An 18,195-nucleotide genomic window follows, 5' to 3' on the forward strand; every position below is an offset into this window, starting at 1 on the left:
AATTCGCCAATCTGTGTAAATCAGTGTAAATGGATGTGTTTGAATGTGTGCATGGAGGCTTGGCGCCTGGTCGCTATTATTAGCGTTTTGCAGCGCGGCGTGGTGTGCGGAAATCACCAGCCCTGCTGACCGCGACAGCATTACCCAACAGCAGAAAACGTTGCTGGAACAGGCCCAGCAGCAACGCGAGGCGCTGCAAAATAACGTTGAACTGCCGGCGTTACCGCTGCCTGAGCCGGCCGCCGCAGGGGCGGTTTGCCAGCCGGTGCGGCAGATTGTTTTTGAGGGCGCCGAACATCTTTCCTGGTCGGTAAAAGAAAGCCTGGCGCGCCCGTATCAGGGGCGTTGTCTGACGCTGGAGCACATCAACCGCCTGGTGCGCGAAACCACCAATGCTTATCTGCAACGCGGCTACGTCACCTCGCAGGCCTGGTTGCAGGAGCAGGATATCTCCCGTGGCGTGTTGACCGTCAGCGCCAGCGAAGGGCGAATCGAGTCCATCACGCAAAACGGTGAGCAGACGCTGGCGTTGAAGATGGCGTTTCCCGACCTGGTTGGTGACGTATTGAATCTGCGCGATATCGAGCAGGGCATGGAGCAGCTCAACCGCCTGCCGTCGCAACAGGTGACTATCGATATTCAACCTGGCGAGCAACCCGGCTTTTCCAAAGTGGTTTTGCTGCGTGGCGCCACGCGCGCACCGGTCTCTTTCTCTTTCGGCGCCGATAACAGCGGCCAGAAAAGCACCGGCACCGGGCAGATGAACGCCGCCTTCTCGCTGGATAATCCGCTGCGTCTCGCCGATCAATGGTCGTTTTCCGCAGCGCGCAATAACGATTTCAGCCCGCATCATCGCAGCCGCAGCCTGAACGGCAGCGTCACCTTACCCTATGGCTACTGGCTGTTCAGCTACCAGTACGCCTGGAACGATTTTTTCCAGCAGGTGCCGTTCAGCGGTGCCGCTTACCGCTATCAGGGCAATAACCAGACCCAGCGTCTGGGCGCCAACCGCACGTTGCTGCGGGATGGCAAACGTAAGCTGGCCGTCGATATCGGGCTGTCGCGGCGTACCACGGAAAATAAGCTGGCGGGGGAACGGTTGGGCGTCAGCAGCCCGACGCTCAGCATCGCCAGTCTGGGCCTCAATTACAGTGCGGTCGCGGGCGGCGGCTATATGACGCTGAACCCGACGGTAAGCCGCGGGTTGCGCATGCTGGGCGCTACCGCCGACGATCCGGAGCGCGACGGAGCGCCGCGCAGCGAGTTCCGCAAGCTTGGTCTCAGCGCCAGCTATTTCTATCCGCTCGCACCCTCTCTCTACTACCTGACCTCGGCCTACGGACAAACCAGCGCAGACAACCTGTATGCCGGGGAACGCATTTCCATCGGTGGGCAATACTCGGTGCGTGGCTTCAAGGAGCAGTACCTGACCGGTAATCGCGGTGCGTACTGGCGCAATGAACTCAATTGGCAATGGCGGACGTTGCCGGGGCTGGGGGCGCTCTCTTTGACCGGTGCGTTAGACGCCGGCTGGCTGCAGGGGCGCGCCGGGCAGATAGACGGCGGCAGCGTCGTCGGTGCGGCGCTGGGCGCCACGCTAAGCGGCCGCTGGTTCAATCAGGCGGTCACCGTCGGTAAACCGTTGACGCACCCAGACAGCCTGCAACCGGATCGTTGGGTGGCCTACTGGCAAGCCACCGTCACGTTATAACGCCAGCACACAGCAGGAACGCCCTCGGCGTTCAAAACAACATCCTTTCGAAGGAATGAATATGGATAAGCTCAACCCTCCGTTGGCGCGAGGCGCCAGCTATTTGCTGATCTACCTGACGGCTTTCCAGCCGTTGCACCCGGCATTCGCTGCCGGCATCAACGTTGCCAACGGCAATACACAGGTACAGCAGGGTAATGTACCGGTAGTCAATATCGCTACGCCCAATGCGGCGGGCATTTCGCATAACAGCTATAAAGATTTCAACGTGGCAGCCCCCGGAGCTGTGTTGAACAACGCCACCGGCGGCGGTCAGTCGCAGTTGGCCGGGCAGTTGAATGCTAACGGCAATCTCAAAGGCAAGGCCGCGGAGCTGATCATCAACGAAGTCACCGGCGGCAGTCGTTCCGAGCTACAGGGCAAGCTCGAGGTGTTCGGCAACAAGGCCAACGTGATGATCGCCAACCCGAATGGCATCACCTGCGACGGCTGCGGCTTTATCAACGCGCCGGGCGTGACGTTGACCACCGGCAAACCGCAGTTCGACAAGCAGGGCGCGCTGGAAGCGCTGGAGGTGAAAAAAGGCGGCGTCACCATCGGCGGTAAAGGGCTGGACGGCAGCGGTGCCGACTACGTCGATATCATCAGCCGCGCCACCGAGCTGAACGGCAAGATCAACGCGCAAAATCTGTCGCTGACCCAGGGCGCCAACCGCGTCAGCTTCAAAGACGGCAGCATCAAACCGATTGCCGGTGAGGGGGCCAAACCGCAGTTGGCGGTCGATACCAAAGCGCTGGGCGGCATGTACGCCAACAAAATTCGCCTGGTGGCCAACGAGGATGGGGTGGGGGTGAACCTGAAAGACCTCACCAGCAAACAGCGGGATATTACGCTGAGCGTTAACGGTAACCTGGTGCTTAACGGCACCACGCACAGCAAGGGTGATCTTAATGTCAGCGCCAAGGGATTGCACATTACGCCGGGCGCTGTCGTGCAGGCGGACGGCAACGCCACGTTGGCGACGACGACGCTGGTGAATGACGGGCAAACCAGCACCAGCGGCGATATGCGTATCTTTGGCGACCATATCCGCAACGCGGGGGAAAACGCCAAGTTGCACGCCAATAAAAATATGTGGATCCAAAAGGATGCGCAGGGCAACAAGGCTAAATCCGTCGAGAACCGTTCGGCGAAAATCCTGACCAACAGCGGCGACTTGGTGATACGTGCCGAACAGGTTCGCAATAAAAGAGATGTCGAGAGTATTAGTAAAACTAAGCTAATACCGACATCAACTGATAAAAATATGCAAGTGGCGAACGTCATGGCAGAAACCGGTGATTATCCGGTAATTATTACCGCTGAGTTGACGTCGCCATTACCTGAAAAATGGTTTGGAAAAGCGGATTTTAGCAATATTGAGCGGGGGGTATTGGTTAACGACCAGCAGACTCGGTTTGATGTGGTGGGAAATTCAGCGCCTGCAGAGATCTCTTCTGGTAAGCACCTTTATATCTATGGAGATGAATTAGATAATAATAATAGTGTGTTGAGTGCTAATTTAGACCTTATTTTGACGGGGCAGCGCTTTATCAATACGCAAACTTCTACAGGCACATTATTGAATTACATTCGCTATATTCCTGATGAAAAATCCAATAAAGAACATGGGGGAGTGACATTTAATCCATTAACGGCTAAAGAGTTACGTATAACCAATTACTTTACCCGAGGTGATAGTGTTCAGGCTTGGCATTCTGTAGGCTACGTTTTACAGCGTATTAGTTTAAGTGCTGGAAAAAGTTTGGTGGCGGATTTCAAAGATAAAATAGAGATAAAAAACCAAACGCCAGAAGAAAATAAACCCTATGAAGTGAGAGCATTACAACGTCCTGAAACCTTAAAGGCGCAGAACATTGTTCTGCATGCTGCGAATATCATCAATACTGACATCATTCGTGCTGACGGCAATATCACCGCGATTGCCGAAGATCGGATTGTTCTTGGGCAAGGCATTTTGGCCGCCGGAAAAGAACTGTCTCTGACGGCAGTCAACGCTATCGACGCATGGCAAAGTGAGCTGAAAGGGCAGGACGTCACGTTAAACGCCAAAAACGGTGAGATAAAAATACATTCCAGTGAGAAACCTCACTACTTCCGCCCTGACGGTTCTCGCTGGTTGGGCAGCCTTGAGGCTTCACGCGATTTGTCTCTCACGGCTGGCAGCACCATTACGTTGCTGAATACGCTGTTGGCGCCGCAAAGCCGCAATATCGCCATGACGGCTAACGGCAGCATTGCAATCGTCAAAAACAGCGCGTTGTTGGAGGGGCCGCTATTAGGGGGGCCGGTTTCTCCGGCTAAACGGCAAGAATATTTCAACCAACTGTTGGCCAGTGGCCAAATAAGGGCAACGGGTTCGGTGCTGCTCAATAGCGGTGGCTATCTGGCGCTACGCGGCACCAAGATTAATGCGGACAAGGACGTTACGCTGTTAGCCGCCCATAACGCCGATCTTAACTACCGTGAGCTTGACGGCCGATTCAATGCGCTTTTCCCTGTGTCCCGCACGCCTGAACTGGGTAGCCAGGTACACGCCGGCGGCAATTTGCTGATTAACTCGGCTCGCGACATCGGCACCCAGGGTGGCGCGCTTTCCGCTAACGGCAACATCACGTTGCTGGCCGGGCAGAATTTATGGTTATCGAATCTGGCCTATTCCGCCATTGATGCCACCAACGACAACAATAAAGACGACCGCCATGTGGTCACTACTCTCAGCGCCGGGAAAAACCTGACTGCGGCGGCGAATAACCAACTGCTGACTTACGGCGCCAGGTTGACTTCGGGCGCCAATATGACGCTATCCTCCGGCGGCGATATGCGCTTCGAGGCGGTGCAAAACCACACTTACCGAGAAGGTGGCAACGAATTTACCGAAACTCGCACCCAGCAAGGGACCGAGCTGAATGCCGGCGGCCTTATGACGGTAATTTCCGGCGGCAGCATTCTCTTTCAGGCCACCAAACTCCTGTCTAAGGGACAACTTGGACAGATAGGTATTTCTATCGACCTGTCTGGGGTTGACTCTGCATTTTCAATGGCTGAACGCCGGGTTCAGGAGGCTAGGCAACGACTTGAACAGACGATAAATAATAGGACTAAGACCGAAAACCAACTAAATGCAAGTAAACACGCATTGGGTAGCGCACGTCAGCACCCTGATACCTTGTCGTTATTTGATGCTGCCGCACATCCAATTACGTCATCATCATCCCGGTTCGTTTCAGTGCCGGTTTATAGCGGAGGGGGCGTTCACTTTGACGCTTCGGCATTGATTGATAATCAGGCACACCTCGAGCGGTTATTACGAGAAGGGGGCCGGGCGTTTGTTAATAATGTCCTTCAATGGGGAGATGTCACTGCACCGACTCAAGACGGCGTCAAAGTCGGTAACGCGATAAAAGAAGCGACCATAGAAGAATATGACAAGATTCGTCAGCGTTTAATAGACCGCCAGAATGCGATAAAAAACGCGCAAAGTGTGCTAAATGCATCCCAACATGCATTTGACCAGGCCCAGCAGCAGACTCTGCAACAGACGAAAGAAAAAAATGATGCCGAAAATCAACTTAATGTGGCTCTGGCAGCAAAACAGCGCCAACATGATGCGGAAAGACAACGTAAAGAGCAGGAAGATGCTCGAAATCGTGAACTGGCGATCCGCACCGGTTCCTTGGATATCGCCGCCAAGGGCGGCTATCTCTACGCCCAGGCGATGGAAGAGTCCAGCCACTACGAGAAAAAGGAAACCAAACGCAAATGGTGGGGCAAGAAAACCGAGGTTAAGCAGACCCGCCATGACGTAACCAACAAGGTTACCGAGTTTACCGCCGCCGGCAATATCACGCTGATGAGCCGCGACGACAGCACCTATGAAGCCAGCAAAATCGCCGCCGGGCAAAACGCGCGCCTGACCAGCTCCCGTGGACAGGTTAACTTCCGCGCGGTGAAAAACACCTCTTTCGAACAGACCGTCAGCAATTCGAAAGGCTTCTTTATCAAGCAGGCCAATAAAGGGTACGAAGACAATAAGTGGGTGCTGCCGAGCATCCATACCGGTGGCGCCTTGACCGTAGAGGCCGCCAAGGGTGTTAGCGCCGATGTGAAGGTGAAAAACGGCCAGGCGCTGCAAAGCGCCATCGACGCCCTGGGCAATACGCCGGGCACCACCTGGGTCAAAGATCTGAACAAGCGCAACGACGTGCAGTGGAGCAAGGTCAAAGACGCTTACGACAGCTGGGATTACAAGAGCCAGCACCTGAACCCGGCGGTGGCGGCGGTGATCGCCATTGCGGCCGCGGCGGTGACCGCTGGCAGTTCACTGGCGGCCACGGCGGCTTCCAGCGTTTCCGGCGCCGTGGGCGGCGGGGCGATAACCAGCGGCGCGGTCACGGCCGGGATGTCTTCGCTGGCCTCCCAGGCGGCGGTGGCGCTGGTGGAGAACCAGGGCAACCTGTCGAAAACCCTGCAGGCGCTGGGCAGCAATGAAAACGTCAAGGCGACCGCCACGGCGATGGCGATCGGCGGCGCGCTCAACGGCTTCGACAGCGCGATGGGCTGGAGCAAGGACGCGGCGGGCAAACCGCTTAACCCGAACAGCGTTAAATTGCCGCAGCTGAGCAACGGCGACTGGAGCAAGGTGGCGCAGCGGGTGGCCGGACAATCGGTCATCAGCTCCAGCCTGAATACCGCCATCAATGGTGGTAGCTTCAAGGACAACCTGACCAATGCGCTGCTGGCGAACATCGGCAGCCAGGTTCAAGCCGAAGGCGCCAACCTGATTGGGGATAACGGCGAAGTTCTGGGTGCGGCCGGGAAGTCAGTCAGTCATGCGGTTGTGGCAGGCATCGCCGCGGAAATCGGGCGCGGCGATGGTAAAGGGGCTGCTGCCGGGGCGCTGGCGGCGGAACTGGCCGGCGTCGTTATGCAGAGCACGTTGTTCGAACCGGCCAATCTCAACGAAAAGGAACGCCAGCTCTATCGTCTGCAGGAAGCGTTAAACGGCAATGAAGTAAAAGAGCAAACGGCACGAGTAATCGGGGCTTTGACCGGGGCGTTGACAACACATACGCCGGAAGGCGCCTACAGTGCTGCAGACAGCGCGCAGTCGGTTTATCGCTACAACATGACCGAACATATGTTGATGCAGTATGCGCTGGATAATCAGAAAGATATTTTAGCCGCTGATAAAGGCGATGTTGCTGCGGCAAAACGTGTTGTGGCTCGCCGAGAGGCTGCCGCAATAGTGGCGACCGTCGGTGGTGGCGGTCTGGTACTTACTGCGGGGGGAATGACGCTGGTGGGAGCTGCGCCAGAATTGGTTCTGGCTGCAAGATTGGCGATTGCCGGTTGCAAAACCAACCCCGCGCTTTGCCTGAACCAAGCCGGTATTTATGCGGCAGATATTGTTGCACCTGAGGCCATCATTGGTACGGGAGCCGTAACGACCGGCAGCACATTGATTTTGGGTAAGACCGAAGACAGCGTGAGGAAGTTGAGCCGACAGCTGGTGAACGCTTCCGACGAACTATACAAAACAAAAACGTTCAACACTCAGCCGGTTGCCGATTTTATCAAAGCAGAAACGGCAGCCGGGACGAATTTGTCGACTAAAACGGCAGATTATCTGCGGGACATGCAGAAGGTTAACACTAACCAGTTGGTCAAGGTATTTGATCCGAAACAGAACGACAGTAAGCTGAACGTATTTGGTCAGCAGTTTGAGCAGGTGTTAGGTGAGGGCGGCAGCAACAAGCAAGGTAATACAAAAGTGTTTGCCACTGAGAGTTTATCGAAACAGGCGATCTTCGATTATGCGCAATCTCTTGCCGGAGGGAAACCATTAATAGAAGTCAGAAAAGATGCACTATGGACGGTGGTTTTAAATGAAAAAACAGGTGAGAAATTAACTCTTAGGAGTGTTTCAAGTAGCAAGGAAGATACCAAAGCACGTTGGACGATTGATATCATAGATAATGAACAGCTGAATGCGCTTCAAGGTAAAGTGAAAAAAAGAGTAGAAATCAAATTTCGATGAGGGCAACCATGTTGTATAGCGATGAACAATACAAACTGTTTAGTGAAGAGTTGGACGGTGCTTCCATTGGAACCGTATGGTCAGCTATGAGAGCTGATAATTTTGATAGGAATACATTGTCCTACGAAGAAAAGAAAAACTATTTTTTCGAATTAATTAATAACCTTATGGCTGAAGGGAGAGTAAGGTTAGGCAAACATGGCCAATTCCTTGAGGGAGACATTGAAGAACAGTTAACACATTACAAAGCTGTATTCCCTAAGACAGAAGAGGAATGGAAAACAAAAAATGAAGACATTTGGTTCTATGAAGAGGAATGCCCTGGTGGCCTTGTCTGGATTCATGAAGACGGATACCAAGATTGGACGTAGTTACTGATACTGTTAGTAGCGTGATAAGCTGTTAACCGGTGATAAAAAACCCGCAAAAGTGGGTTTTTTATTACGCAGCAATCAAAATATAATGCATTGATTTTATTAGTGTTTTAAAATAATTCGGTTTGCAATATATGCACATTGCAGAAGTATTCGCTTAGATAATGAATATGGCGCATATATCGTTCTGCAATATCTGCGATGAAATTGGGTTTTTATCGTCCCCGCCCCGAAACTCGCAGCACCACCCCTACCAGCAGCAACGCAGCCCCCGAGGCATAGAGCGGGAACCAGCGTGTCCACCAGAGCGGGGAAAATAGCTGAGTGCTATTGGGATCTGCAGGCGCGTAGCCGCTATAGGTATTCAGCCCGGCGGCGATGGCGAGCATCGTCAGGCCGATAAAAAGCAGCAGGTTTGAGACGGTCGTCATGGCATTTTTCCTTTGTAGAGGCAGAGGGTTACTCTTACTATCACTATTAATTATTTTTCGATTAATTATCTTGGGGGATATTATTAATTTTTTTATTCATCAGGCTATTTCCTGACGATAAAGAGCATCCCTTAATACTAGCCACTTATTTCCCAATAAAAAACCCGCCTGGGCGGGTTTTCTCTTTTTCTCGCTAAGCCTCACTTCACCAGCGGCTTATCATTGGGCGTTTTGAACTTCGCCAGATATTGCGGCTGGAAAATGCACATGCGCAGCACGGTGCGGTATTCGCCGTTGACGAAGAACTCGTCGATCAGCTCGCCTTCCACGTTGAAGCCCAGCTTGCTGTAGATGTGGATCGCCTTCGGGTTCTCCTTGTCGACGATCAGGTACAGCTTGTACAGGTTCAACACCGAGAAGCCGTAGTCCATCGCCAGACGGGCGGCGGTGCTGGCGTAGCCTTTGCCCTGGTGGGCGGGATCGATGATGATCTGGAACTCTGCGCGGCGGTGGATGTGATCGATCTCCACCAGCTCCACCAGGCCGACCTTGGCGCCTTCGTGCTCGATGATAAAGCGGCGCTCGCTCTGATCGTGGATGTGTTTGTCGTAGAGATCGGAAAGCTCGACAAAGGCTTCGTAGGGTTCTTCAAACCAATAGCGCATAACGCTGGCGTTGTTGTCCATCTGGTGGACGAACGACAGATCGTCCCGTTCCAATGGGCGTAACCTGACGCTGGCAGTGCTGGACATGTGGGCTCCTCTGTGCCGTGAAATTGTGCAAAGTATAACTTCACAGAATGGATGAAGGCGAAAAAAAACGGCGCCGCGTGGGCGCCGTTTAGGCAAGGTTCAGGCTGCGCGCATCAGTCGGCGGCGTGACCCTGCTCAGGCAGGCGTTCGCCGTCCAGCCAGGCGGCGCCATCGCGCATCGCCAGGCGGCCGTCGACGAACCAGCTCACTACCAGTGGATAGATCGTGTGTTCCTGGGTTTGCACCCGTTCAACCACGTCATCCTCTTCATCGTCAGCGAAAATCGGCACCTTGGCCTGCAAGATCACCGGGCCGCCGTCGAGCTGTTCGGTCACGAAGTGCACCGAGGTGCCGTGTTCGCTGTCGCCGTTGTCGATGGCCTGACGGTGGGTATGCAGCCCCGGGTATTTCGGCAGCAGGGAAGGGTGGATGTTCAGCATGCGGCCGGCATAGCGCTGCACGAACTGCGGGCTGAGGATACGCATGTAGCCGGCCAGCACCACCAGATCGGGCTGGTACTGGTCGATGGCGTCCGCCAACGCGGCGTCGAACGCTGTGCGATCGGCGTAAGCCTTGGCATCCAGCGCCTGGGCGGCGATGCCCGCCGCCTCGGCGCGTTGCAGGCCGTAAGCCTGCGCCTTGTTGCTGAACACCGCCACGATCTCGGCGGTGATGCGACCCTGCTGGCAGGCGTCAATCAGCGCCTGGAGATTGCTCCCCTGGCCGGAGACCAACACCACGATCTTTTTCATCAGTTGATGACCACTTGTTGTTCGTCGGAAGAGGCGGTCAGTTTACCGATTTTCCACGCTTTTTCACCTGCCGCGGTCAGCAGCGCGATGGCCGCTTCCACTTCGGCTTCCGGCAGGGCGATAACCATGCCTACGCCGCAGTTGAAGGTGCGGTACATTTCATGACGGCTGACGTTACCGGCCTGCTGCAGCCAGGTGAATACCGCCGGCCACTGCCAGCTGGCTTCGTCGATCACCGCCTGCATGCCTTCCGGCAGCACGCGCGGAATGTTTTCCCAGAAGCCGCCGCCGGTGAGGTGAGCGATGGCGTGGACGTCCGCCTTCTCGATCAGCTCCAGCACGGACTTCACGTAAATCTTGGTCGGCGCCAGCAGGTGGTCGGCCAGCGGTTTGCCTTCCAGCTGAGTCACGGTCGGATCGGTGTTGCTCACTTCCAGGATCTTGCGCACCAGCGAGTAACCGTTGGAGTGCGGGCCGGAAGCGCCCAGAGCGATCAGCGCGTCGCCGGACTGCACTTTGCTGCCGTCGATGATCTCGGATTTTTCGACCACGCCGACGCAGAAACCAGCCACGTCGTAGTCTTCGCCGTGGTACATGCCCGGCATTTCAGCGGTTTCGCCGCCCACCAACGCACAGCCGGATTGTTTGCAGCCTTCGGCGATGCCGGTGATCACGCTGGCCGCAGTGTCTACGTCCAGTTTGCCGGTGGCGTAGTAGTCGAGGAAGAACAGCGGCTCGGCGCCCTGAACCACCAGATCGTTGACGCACATCGCCACCAGATCGATGCCGATGGTGTCGTGGCGTTTCAGATCCATCGCCAGACGCAGCTTGGTGCCCACGCCGTCGGTACCGGAAACCAGCACCGGCTCGCGGTATTTCTGCGGCAACGCACACAGGGCGCCAAACCCGCCCAGACCGCCCATCACTTCCGGGCGACGGGTCTGTTTAACTACACCTTTGATGCGGTCTACCAATGCGTTGCCTGCATCGATATCGACACCTGCGTCTTTATAGCTGAGAGAGGTTTTGTCGGTCACTGCGCGATTCCCCACGACGATTTGCGGTTTGAAAACTGTGCTTCCGATGTTGATTCCGGAATAAGGCGCGGCAATTCTAACAGCGCAGGCAAACGTTTGCGAGCGGCTTGTGAACCGGCTCTGCTTTTTCGTCATCTATACTGATATTCAAACTTTTGTTGATCCCGATCGGGCTATTGTGGGTGGCGCGGCGAAAAAAAGGAGGTATAATCCCGCGATTTTTTTGGCCGCAACCACCTTAATAGGAGAAAAATGATGAAGATCGTTGAGGTGAAACACCCGCTGGTAAAACACAAGCTTGGCCTGATGCGTGAAAATGACATCAGCACCAAACGCTTCCGTGAGCTGGCCTCAGAAGTGGGTAGTTTACTGACCTATGAAGCGACCGCCGATCTGGAGACGGAAAAAGTCACCATCGAAGGCTGGTGCGGGCCAGTTGAAGTGGAACAGATCAAAGGGAAAAAGATTACCGTGGTGCCTATCCTGCGCGCAGGCCTGGGTATGATGGAAGGGGTGCTGGAGCACGTGCCGAGCGCGCGCATCAGCGTGGTGGGCGTTTACCGCGACGAAGAAACCCTGGAGCCGGTGCCGTACTTCCAGAAGCTGGTTTCCAACATCGAAGAGCGCATGGCGCTGGTCGTCGACCCGATGCTGGCCACCGGCGGTTCGATGATCGCTACTATCGATCTGCTGAAAAAAGCCGGCTGCCACAGCATCAAGGTGCTGGTGCTGGTGGCGGCGCCGGAAGGCATCGCCGCGCTGGAGAAAGCGCACCCGGACGTTGAGCTGTACACCGCTTCCATCGATCAGTGCCTGAACGACAAGGGCTACATCGTGCCTGGCCTGGGCGATGCGGGCGACAAGATATTTGGTACCAAGTAAACATTTGAGCCGACTTAACGAGTCGGCTTTTTTATGCTCTTCGTCTTTCAAGCTACAGCGTTGTTGGCTGCAGGCAATAACCCCAGTCACTTATTTGATATAAGCTCCTGGGGATTATTGCCCTGGCCGCCTGGCTGTAACTTGAAATCCATTGAGCATAGACAATTCAGCTTGCATAACGATTAATGACTCAGAGGAAAAGCACACATGACCCGTCGCGCCATCGGCGTCAGCGAGCGCCCGCCGCTGCTCCAGACCATTCCGCTCAGCTTCCAGCACTTGTTCGCCATGTTCGGCGCCACCGTGCTGGTGCCTATCTTGTTCAAGATCAACCCGGCGACCGTACTGCTGTTCAACGGTATCGGCACGCTGCTGTATCTGTTCATCTGTAAAGGCAAGATCCCGGCCTATCTCGGTTCCAGCTTCGCGTTTATCTCGCCGGTGCTGCTGCTGTTGCCGCTCGGTTACGAAGTAGCGTTGGGCGGTTTCATCATGTGCGGCGTGCTGTTCTGCCTGGTGGCACTGATCGTGAAAAAGGCCGGCACCGGCTGGCTGGACGTGATGTTCCCGCCAGCGGCGATGGGGGCGATCGTTGCCGTCATCGGCCTGGAGTTGGCAGGCGTGGCGGCCAACATGGCGGGGCTGCTGCCGGCGGAAGGCGCCAGCGCCGACTCGACCACCATCACCATTTCTCTGGTGACGCTGGCGGTCACGGTGCTCGGCTCGGTGCTGTTCCGCGGCTTCCTGGCGATTATCCCGATCCTGATCGGCGTGCTGGTGGGCTATGCGCTGTCGTTCTTCATGGGCGTGGTGGATTTGACCCCGATCCGCGAGGCGCACTGGTTCGCACTGCCGACCTTCTACACCCCGCGCTTTGAGTGGTTCGCCATCTTCACCATCCTCCCGGCGGCGCTGGTGGTGATCGCCGAGCACGTCGGGCACCTGGTGGTGACCGCCAACATCGTGAAAAAAGATCTGATCCGCGATCCGGGCCTGCACCGCTCGATGTTCGCCAACGGTATCTCGACGGTGTTCTCCGGCTTCTTCGGCTCCACGCCGAACACCACCTACGGCGAGAATATCGGCGTGATGGCCATCACCAAGGTTTACAGCACCTGGGTGATCGGCGGCGCGGCGGTATTGGCTATCCTGCTGTCTTGCATCGGCAAGCTGGCGGCGGCGATCCAGGCGGTGCCGGTGCCGGTGATGGGCGGTGTTTCCCTGCTGCTGTACGGCGTGATCGGCGCCTCGGGCATTCGCGTGCTGATCGAATCCAAAGTGGATTACAACAAAGCGCAAAACCTGATTTTGACCTCGGTGATTCTGATCATCGGCGTGAGCGGCGCCAAGGTGCACATCGGCGCGGCGGAGCTGAAAGGCATGGCGCTGGCGACCATCGTCGGCATCGGCCTGAGCCTGCTGTTCAAGGTCATCAGCCTGTTCCGCAAGGAAGAAGAGGTGCTTGACGCGCCGGACGAACCGGCCGAGCAGAAGTAACGAAAAGGGCAGCCCGTGGGCTGCCCTTTTGATAGGTCATTCGCCTTAGCTGCGAATTTTGCGGTACACGAACAGCACCACGATGGCGCCGATGACCGCCACCACGAAGCTGCCGAAGTTGAAGCCGTCAACCTTGCCGTAGCCGAAGAAGGTGCTGATATAGCCGCCGACCACGGCACCGACGATCCCCAGCACAACGGTCAGGATAAAGCCGCCGCCGTCTTTGCCGGGCATGATCCACTTAGCCAAAATACCGGCGATCAGGCCGAAGATAATCCAGGAAATAATCCCCATTTACTGCTCCTCTCTTGGTGGCTGAGTATGGCTTACTGCTGGGTGGCCGGCTGTGTATTGCCGTTCACCGCCGCATCGGTCTCTTGTTTCAACTCTTGCGCTTTGTTTTCGGCGCTGTTCTTGATGGCTTCGGTTTTCGCCTTGGCCTGCTCGGTCAGATCGTTGGCGCCGTTGATGGCGTCATTCTTGATGGCCTTGGCCTGATCCACCAACTGCTGGCTCTGCTTGCCGGCGTCATCTTTGAGCGCGGCGGCTTTGGCCTTGGCGTCGTTGGTGATGGCGTCCGCTTGCTTGGCGGCTTCATCTTTAATCGCCGAGGCTTTGTCCTTCAGCTGGTCAGCCTGCGTGGCGGCCTCTTTTTTGATTTCATCCGCCGTCGCTTTTGCCTTGTCCGTCAGATCGTCCGCTTTTTTCTGGGCGGCGTCTTTCATCTGCTCGGCGCTGTCTTTGGCTTTATCCAGGTTGGCGTCAACCTTGGAGGAGTCATCACAGCCGGCAACCAACAACCCGATAAAGGAGGCTAACAGCACTTTATTCCATACTTTCATCGTCTATATCCTTGCAGAAACCTTGTTGATGGTGATTGCGTTTTGCCTACCTATACTAGGTCAGGTTTTACTTAAATTACAAATTTAACCTGCGTAGGCATGGGGTTAGGGTTTGATATCAGACTATTCTTGCCGGTGAGGGAGCCGCAATCGATTAAACGACGCTAAGGCATTGCTCACTATTGCGGCATAAGATCCTGCCGGTTCAACAGCGGCCGTTTTCTGTGTTAAACTGCCCGCGTTTTTCTGCCAGTTTTGGTTGAGGTGCTTCTCTGAATACGCCGGCACAGCTTTCACTGCCACTTTATCTTCCCGATGATGAAACTTTCGCCAGTTTTTATCCGGGCGAGAACCCATCCCTATTAGCCGCGATCCAATCCGCCGTCCGTCAGGAACATGGCAGCTATATCTATTTTTGGTCGCGTGAAGGCGGCGGGCGCAGCCATTTGCTGCATGCGGCCTGCGCCGAGCTTTCGCAGAAAGGGGAAGCGGTGGGCTATGTGCCGCTCGACAAGCGCGCTTACTTCGTGCCTGAAGTGTTGGACGGCATGGAGCAGCTGGCGCTGGTCTGCATCGATAACATCGAGTGCATCGCCGGCGATGAAGAGTGGGAGATGGCGATCTTCAACCTCTATAACCGCATTCTGGAAACCGGCCGCACCCGTCTGTTCATCACCGGGGATCGCCCGCCGCGCCAACTGAACCTGCGTTTGCCGGATCTGGCTTCGCGTCTGGACTGGGGGCAGATCTACAAGCTGCAGCCGCTGTCGGACGAAGAGAAACTGCTGGCGCTGCAGCTGCGCGGCAAGCTGCGCGGCTTCGAGCTGCCGGAAGACGTGGGTCGCTTCCTGCTGAAGCGGCTGGATCGCGAGATGCGCACGCTGTTTATGACCCTCGATCAGCTCGATCGCGCCTCGATCACCGCCCAGCGCAAGCTGACCATCCCGTTCGTTAAAGAGATTCTGGGGCTGTAACGAGCCATCAAGCCTGTTTTTCTGCGTGTTCCAGCAGGGAGCAGTAGTGCTCAACCTGCTGGCGTTGCCGATCGCCGCGCAGTTGCAAAGCGAGGTTGATGTGTTCCAGACACTGCGCATTGTCTGCGAGCCTTGGGTCGATTTTCCCCTGTTGTGCCAACCAGGCCGCCACATCAGCCCAGCGCCATAGCGGTGAGGTACCGCCGAGCCGTTGAACCGGGGAAGGGAAACCGCCGGGGCCGCGAGTACCGTCTTTTAACATGGCGATTGCCTGACGAGACAGTTCAGTAAGCTCGGCAATATCGCTTACCCCTACCAGGCTGGAATCCACCGATATCACGTTGGCGCCAATATTTGCCGATTCAATATCGCTGATGGCGCTGCAAATGGCGTGGGCAAAGTTATCGCTTTCTCGATCAAATTCCAGATAGACGGCTTTACCGTAGAAACAGATTAGCGCGTCATCGCATCCTGCCGCAAACAGCGCATCCTCCAGCCCGGCGGTGTCGGCGTTGACCCCGCTCAACGTCAATGAGAAGTGATAGAGCGTCATGGTGATTCTCCGGCTATTTTTTCTGTGACAGCGCCAGGCAGTGATCGACTTTACGCCGGATCTGTTTGGCATGCAGCTCTGGGTTTTTCGGCGTGCTCCAGATGCTCATCATATGTTCTTGGTGCCCGGCAAAGGCACAATGCAGCCGGCCAAAAGCATGTCCCCTGCCTGGGCGAAAATGCAGCCCTGAGAAAGGGCGTAAGCTAACGCCGCCTGGATGTGCTTGTCTGGGTGTTTTTTCATCGCTCGTCCAGTGATGCGATCAGGGTAGATGGGGTGTTGACGGTTGTCAACGCTTGTGTCACCGTGAGACTTGGCGTTTGCGCAGCATAGCAGCAGGAGAGGGCGATGATGACGAAAAATATTTATATAACAAGCAATTAAAAATAGCCCTGTTCAGGGCTATTGGTATTTTGCGGTTCAATAAGAGACTTGCCGGACGATTATAAAATCTCCAGCACCTGCTCCGGCGGGCGGCCGATGCGCGCCTTGCTGCCTTTCACCACAATCGGGCGCTCGATCAGTTTCGGATTCGCCGTCATCGCCGCCAGCAGCTGCTCTTCGCTCAGGCTTTCGTCCGCCAGCTTCAACTCCTTGTACAGGTCTTCTTTTTTACGCATCAGATCGCGCGCCGATGCGAAGCCCAGTTCCTTCAACAGCTTTTTCAGCTCATCGACCGTAGGGGGCGTATCGAGGTACAGCACCACCTTGGGCTCGACGCCGTGCTGCTCCAGCAGCGCCAGGGTTTCACGGCTCTTGGAGCAGCGCGGGTTGTGGTAAATCGTGACGTTTTTCATGGCGTTCATTCCTTGTTGAATCAGCTGCGCTGGTATTGGCGGAAGCGCTGTTGCAGTTGGCGCAGCTGGTCGATGCGCGCATCGTAGCGCGCCTGTTTCAGGCTGCCGAGTTTCTGCAGCGAGCTGGCGTTGCTGAGCAGGCCGATGGCCTGATCGAGCCGGCCGGTCAGCGCCAGGCTTTCCGCGCGGGCCGACAGCTCCTCATCGCGCAGCCCCTGAGCGGCGCTGGCCTGCGCCAGCAGATCCCATCCGTTTGGATCGTCCGGATGGGCAAAGGTGTAGCGGTTCAGGATCTTCGACGCCTGCGCCGGCTGATTGCCTTCGACATAGGCGTTGGCCAGGTTGAGCTGCAGCACCGGATTGTTGTTCTGGGCGGCGTTGGCCGCCTGCAGGCGGGCGATGGCCTGCGGTGCGCGTTTCTGGCCGAGATCGATATCGGTCATCAGGTCGATCAGCCAGACGTTTTTCGCATCCTGCGCCAGCATCGGCTGAATGATGTTGCGCGCGTCGTCGTATTTTTTCGCTTCATAGAACAGAATGGCGCGGCCGTATTTGGCGGCTGCCTGTTCACGCACATTGCCTCTGCTGAGCGAGCCGAGCAGCTCTTCGTTCAGGCCGTAACCTTCCGAGCTGTACATGCCCAGGGAGCGCACCTTGGCCATCAGGTAGTCTTGCGAAGACTGCACGATGTGTTTCGGCATCTGGTTGGCGCGGTTGCGCGCGTCGGAGAGGCGGCTGTCCGGCAACGGGTGGGTCAGCAACATTTCCGGCGGCTTGGAAGCGTAGCGCGACTGATCCGAAAGCTTCTGCAGGAAGTCGGGCATCGCTTCCGGATCGAAACCGGCGCGCTGCAGCACCTGAATGCCGATGCGGTCGGCTTCCTGTTCGTTCGATTGGGTAAAGCTGATCATGCCTTGCTGGGTGCCGGCCAGGGTGCCGCTCAGCGCCGCCATGCCCATGGTCGGGTTGGCCATCGCCAGCAGGATGGAACCGAGCGCACCCACCCAGGTCAGCGGGGCGTTGCGCTGCTGATCTTCCATGGCGCGCGCCAGGTGGCGTTGGGTGACGTGCGAGATTTCGTGCGCCAGCACCGAAGCCAGCTGGCTTTCGTTGTCGCTGACGCGGAACAGCGCGGAGTGCAGCACCACGTTGCCGCCGAAGAAGGCGAAGGCGTTGATCTCATCGTTGCGCACCAGATAGAAATGGAACGGCGTGCGCACCGAATAGGCGCTGGCCACCAGCCGGTTGCCAAGCTGATTGATGTACTGACTCAGCAGCGGATCGTTGATCAGCGGGGCGCTGGCGCGCAGTTGGCGCACGTAGAAATCGCCCATCGCCAGCTCTTGTCCGATGCTCAGGGTGCCGCCGGCGGAGGTGCCCATGTCCGGCAACTGGTCCTGGCTTTCCGCCTGTGCTGGCGCCAGGGCGGTGGCGTTCAGCGTGCCGAGCAGCAGCACCGCTAACGCGGTTTTGGTCAACCGGTTGGTCATAGT

15 protein-coding genes and 1 pseudogene are annotated in these 18,195 nt (G+C 56.4%); 6 read left to right on the plus strand and 10 right to left on the minus strand.

Annotated features, from left to right (window positions below; translation table 11 throughout):
- The first annotated feature begins 43 nt into the window (after positions 1 to 43).
- From ACRAWE_RS01200 to ACRAWE_RS01210, 3 genes are all read left to right on the plus strand, one after another.
- Positions 44 to 1,711, plus strand: coding sequence for a ShlB/FhaC/HecB family hemolysin secretion/activation protein (locus ACRAWE_RS01200; protein ID WP_432524479.1), 1,668 nt, complete (start codon positions 44 to 46; stop codon positions 1,709 to 1,711).
- Between the two features lie 61 nt (positions 1,712 to 1,772).
- Positions 1,773 to 7,811, plus strand: a complete 6,039-nt coding sequence (locus tag ACRAWE_RS01205; RefSeq protein ID WP_432524482.1) for a DUF637 domain-containing protein — start codon at positions 1,773 to 1,775, stop codon at positions 7,809 to 7,811.
- Between the two features lie 8 nt (positions 7,812 to 7,819).
- Complete coding sequence (locus ACRAWE_RS01210) at positions 7,820 to 8,182, plus strand: DUF596 domain-containing protein (protein ID WP_064291283.1); 363 nt, start codon at positions 7,820 to 7,822, stop codon at positions 8,180 to 8,182.
- Between the two features lie 218 nt (positions 8,183 to 8,400).
- Here the strand turns inward: ACRAWE_RS01210 and ACRAWE_RS01215 are convergent, their stop codons facing one another.
- The 4 genes from ACRAWE_RS01215 to purM all read right to left on the minus strand — a co-directional run bounded on the left by ACRAWE_RS01215 (position 8,401) and on the right by purM (position 11,157).
- Positions 8,401 to 8,616, minus strand: coding sequence for a hypothetical protein (locus tag ACRAWE_RS01215; protein WP_154747544.1), 216 nt, complete (start codon positions 8,614 to 8,616; stop codon positions 8,401 to 8,403).
- Positions 8,617 to 8,816: 200 nt separating this feature from the next.
- The gene (gene speG / locus ACRAWE_RS01220; protein ID WP_004941631.1) at positions 8,817 to 9,368 is read right to left on the minus strand and encodes a spermidine N1-acetyltransferase; all 552 of its coding nucleotides are present in this window, start codon (positions 9,366 to 9,368) and stop codon (positions 8,817 to 8,819) included.
- A gap of 113 nt (positions 9,369 to 9,481) precedes the next feature.
- Positions 9,482 to 10,120: a phosphoribosylglycinamide formyltransferase gene (purN, locus tag ACRAWE_RS01225; protein ID WP_432524485.1), complete on the minus strand. Its 639-nt coding sequence runs from the start codon at positions 10,118 to 10,120 to the stop codon at positions 9,482 to 9,484.
- On the minus strand, positions 10,120 to 11,157 hold the full coding sequence (gene purM / locus ACRAWE_RS01230) for a phosphoribosylformylglycinamidine cyclo-ligase (protein WP_432524488.1): 1,038 nt from the start codon (positions 11,155 to 11,157) through the stop codon (positions 10,120 to 10,122). Before purM ends, purN begins: the two co-directional genes overlap by 1 nt.
- Before the next feature lie 255 nt (positions 11,158 to 11,412).
- On the opposite strand from purM, the gene upp reads away from it, so the two are divergent.
- Both upp and uraA read left to right on the plus strand, forming a co-directional pair.
- Complete coding sequence (gene upp, locus ACRAWE_RS01235; RefSeq protein ID WP_038873707.1) at positions 11,413 to 12,039, plus strand: uracil phosphoribosyltransferase; 627 nt, start codon at positions 11,413 to 11,415, stop codon at positions 12,037 to 12,039.
- 207 nt (positions 12,040 to 12,246) lie between these two features.
- Positions 12,247 to 13,536, plus strand: a complete 1,290-nt coding sequence (gene uraA / locus ACRAWE_RS01240; protein WP_004941645.1) for a uracil permease — start codon at positions 12,247 to 12,249, stop codon at positions 13,534 to 13,536.
- A 45-nt stretch (positions 13,537 to 13,581) separates the two neighbouring features.
- On the opposite strand, the gene ACRAWE_RS01245 is transcribed toward uraA, so the two are convergent.
- Positions 13,582 to 13,830 (minus strand): GlsB/YeaQ/YmgE family stress response membrane protein, encoded by a 249-nt coding sequence (locus ACRAWE_RS01245; protein ID WP_004941647.1) that lies wholly within the window; start codon positions 13,828 to 13,830, stop codon positions 13,582 to 13,584.
- Positions 13,831 to 13,862: 32 nt separating this feature from the next.
- Entirely contained in the window at positions 13,863 to 14,378 is a 516-nt protein-coding gene (locus ACRAWE_RS01250) for an E3 ubiquitin--protein ligase (protein WP_154747545.1), read from the minus strand.
- Positions 14,379 to 14,650: 272 nt separating this feature from the next.
- On the opposite strand from ACRAWE_RS01250, the gene hda reads away from it, so the two are divergent.
- Entirely contained in the window at positions 14,651 to 15,352 is a 702-nt protein-coding gene (hda, locus tag ACRAWE_RS01255; protein WP_025159568.1) for a DnaA inactivator Hda, read from the plus strand.
- Between the two features lie 7 nt (positions 15,353 to 15,359).
- Here the strand turns inward: hda and ACRAWE_RS01260 are convergent, their stop codons facing one another.
- From ACRAWE_RS01260 to ACRAWE_RS01275, 4 genes and pseudogenes are all read right to left on the minus strand, one after another.
- Entirely contained in the window at positions 15,360 to 15,905 is a 546-nt protein-coding gene (locus ACRAWE_RS01260; RefSeq protein WP_063919862.1) for a helix-turn-helix transcriptional regulator, read from the minus strand.
- Between the two features lie 13 nt (positions 15,906 to 15,918).
- A pseudogene (locus ACRAWE_RS01265) lies at positions 15,919 to 16,148 on the minus strand (hypothetical protein).
- Positions 16,149 to 16,348: 200 nt separating this feature from the next.
- Positions 16,349 to 16,702, minus strand: coding sequence for an arsenate reductase (glutaredoxin) (gene arsC, locus ACRAWE_RS01270; protein WP_019452429.1), 354 nt, complete (start codon positions 16,700 to 16,702; stop codon positions 16,349 to 16,351).
- Positions 16,703 to 16,722: 20 nt separating this feature from the next.
- A complete protein-coding gene (locus ACRAWE_RS01275) occupies positions 16,723 to 18,192 on the minus strand; it encodes a beta-barrel assembly-enhancing protease (protein WP_063919860.1) in 1,470 nt (489 codons plus the stop codon).
- Between the last annotated feature and the right edge of the window lie 3 nt (positions 18,193 to 18,195).

This window comes from Serratia sp. BFP-2025, assembly GCF_050880365.1.
Classification (GTDB): Bacteria; Pseudomonadota; Gammaproteobacteria; order Enterobacterales; family Enterobacteriaceae; genus Serratia; species Serratia surfactantfaciens.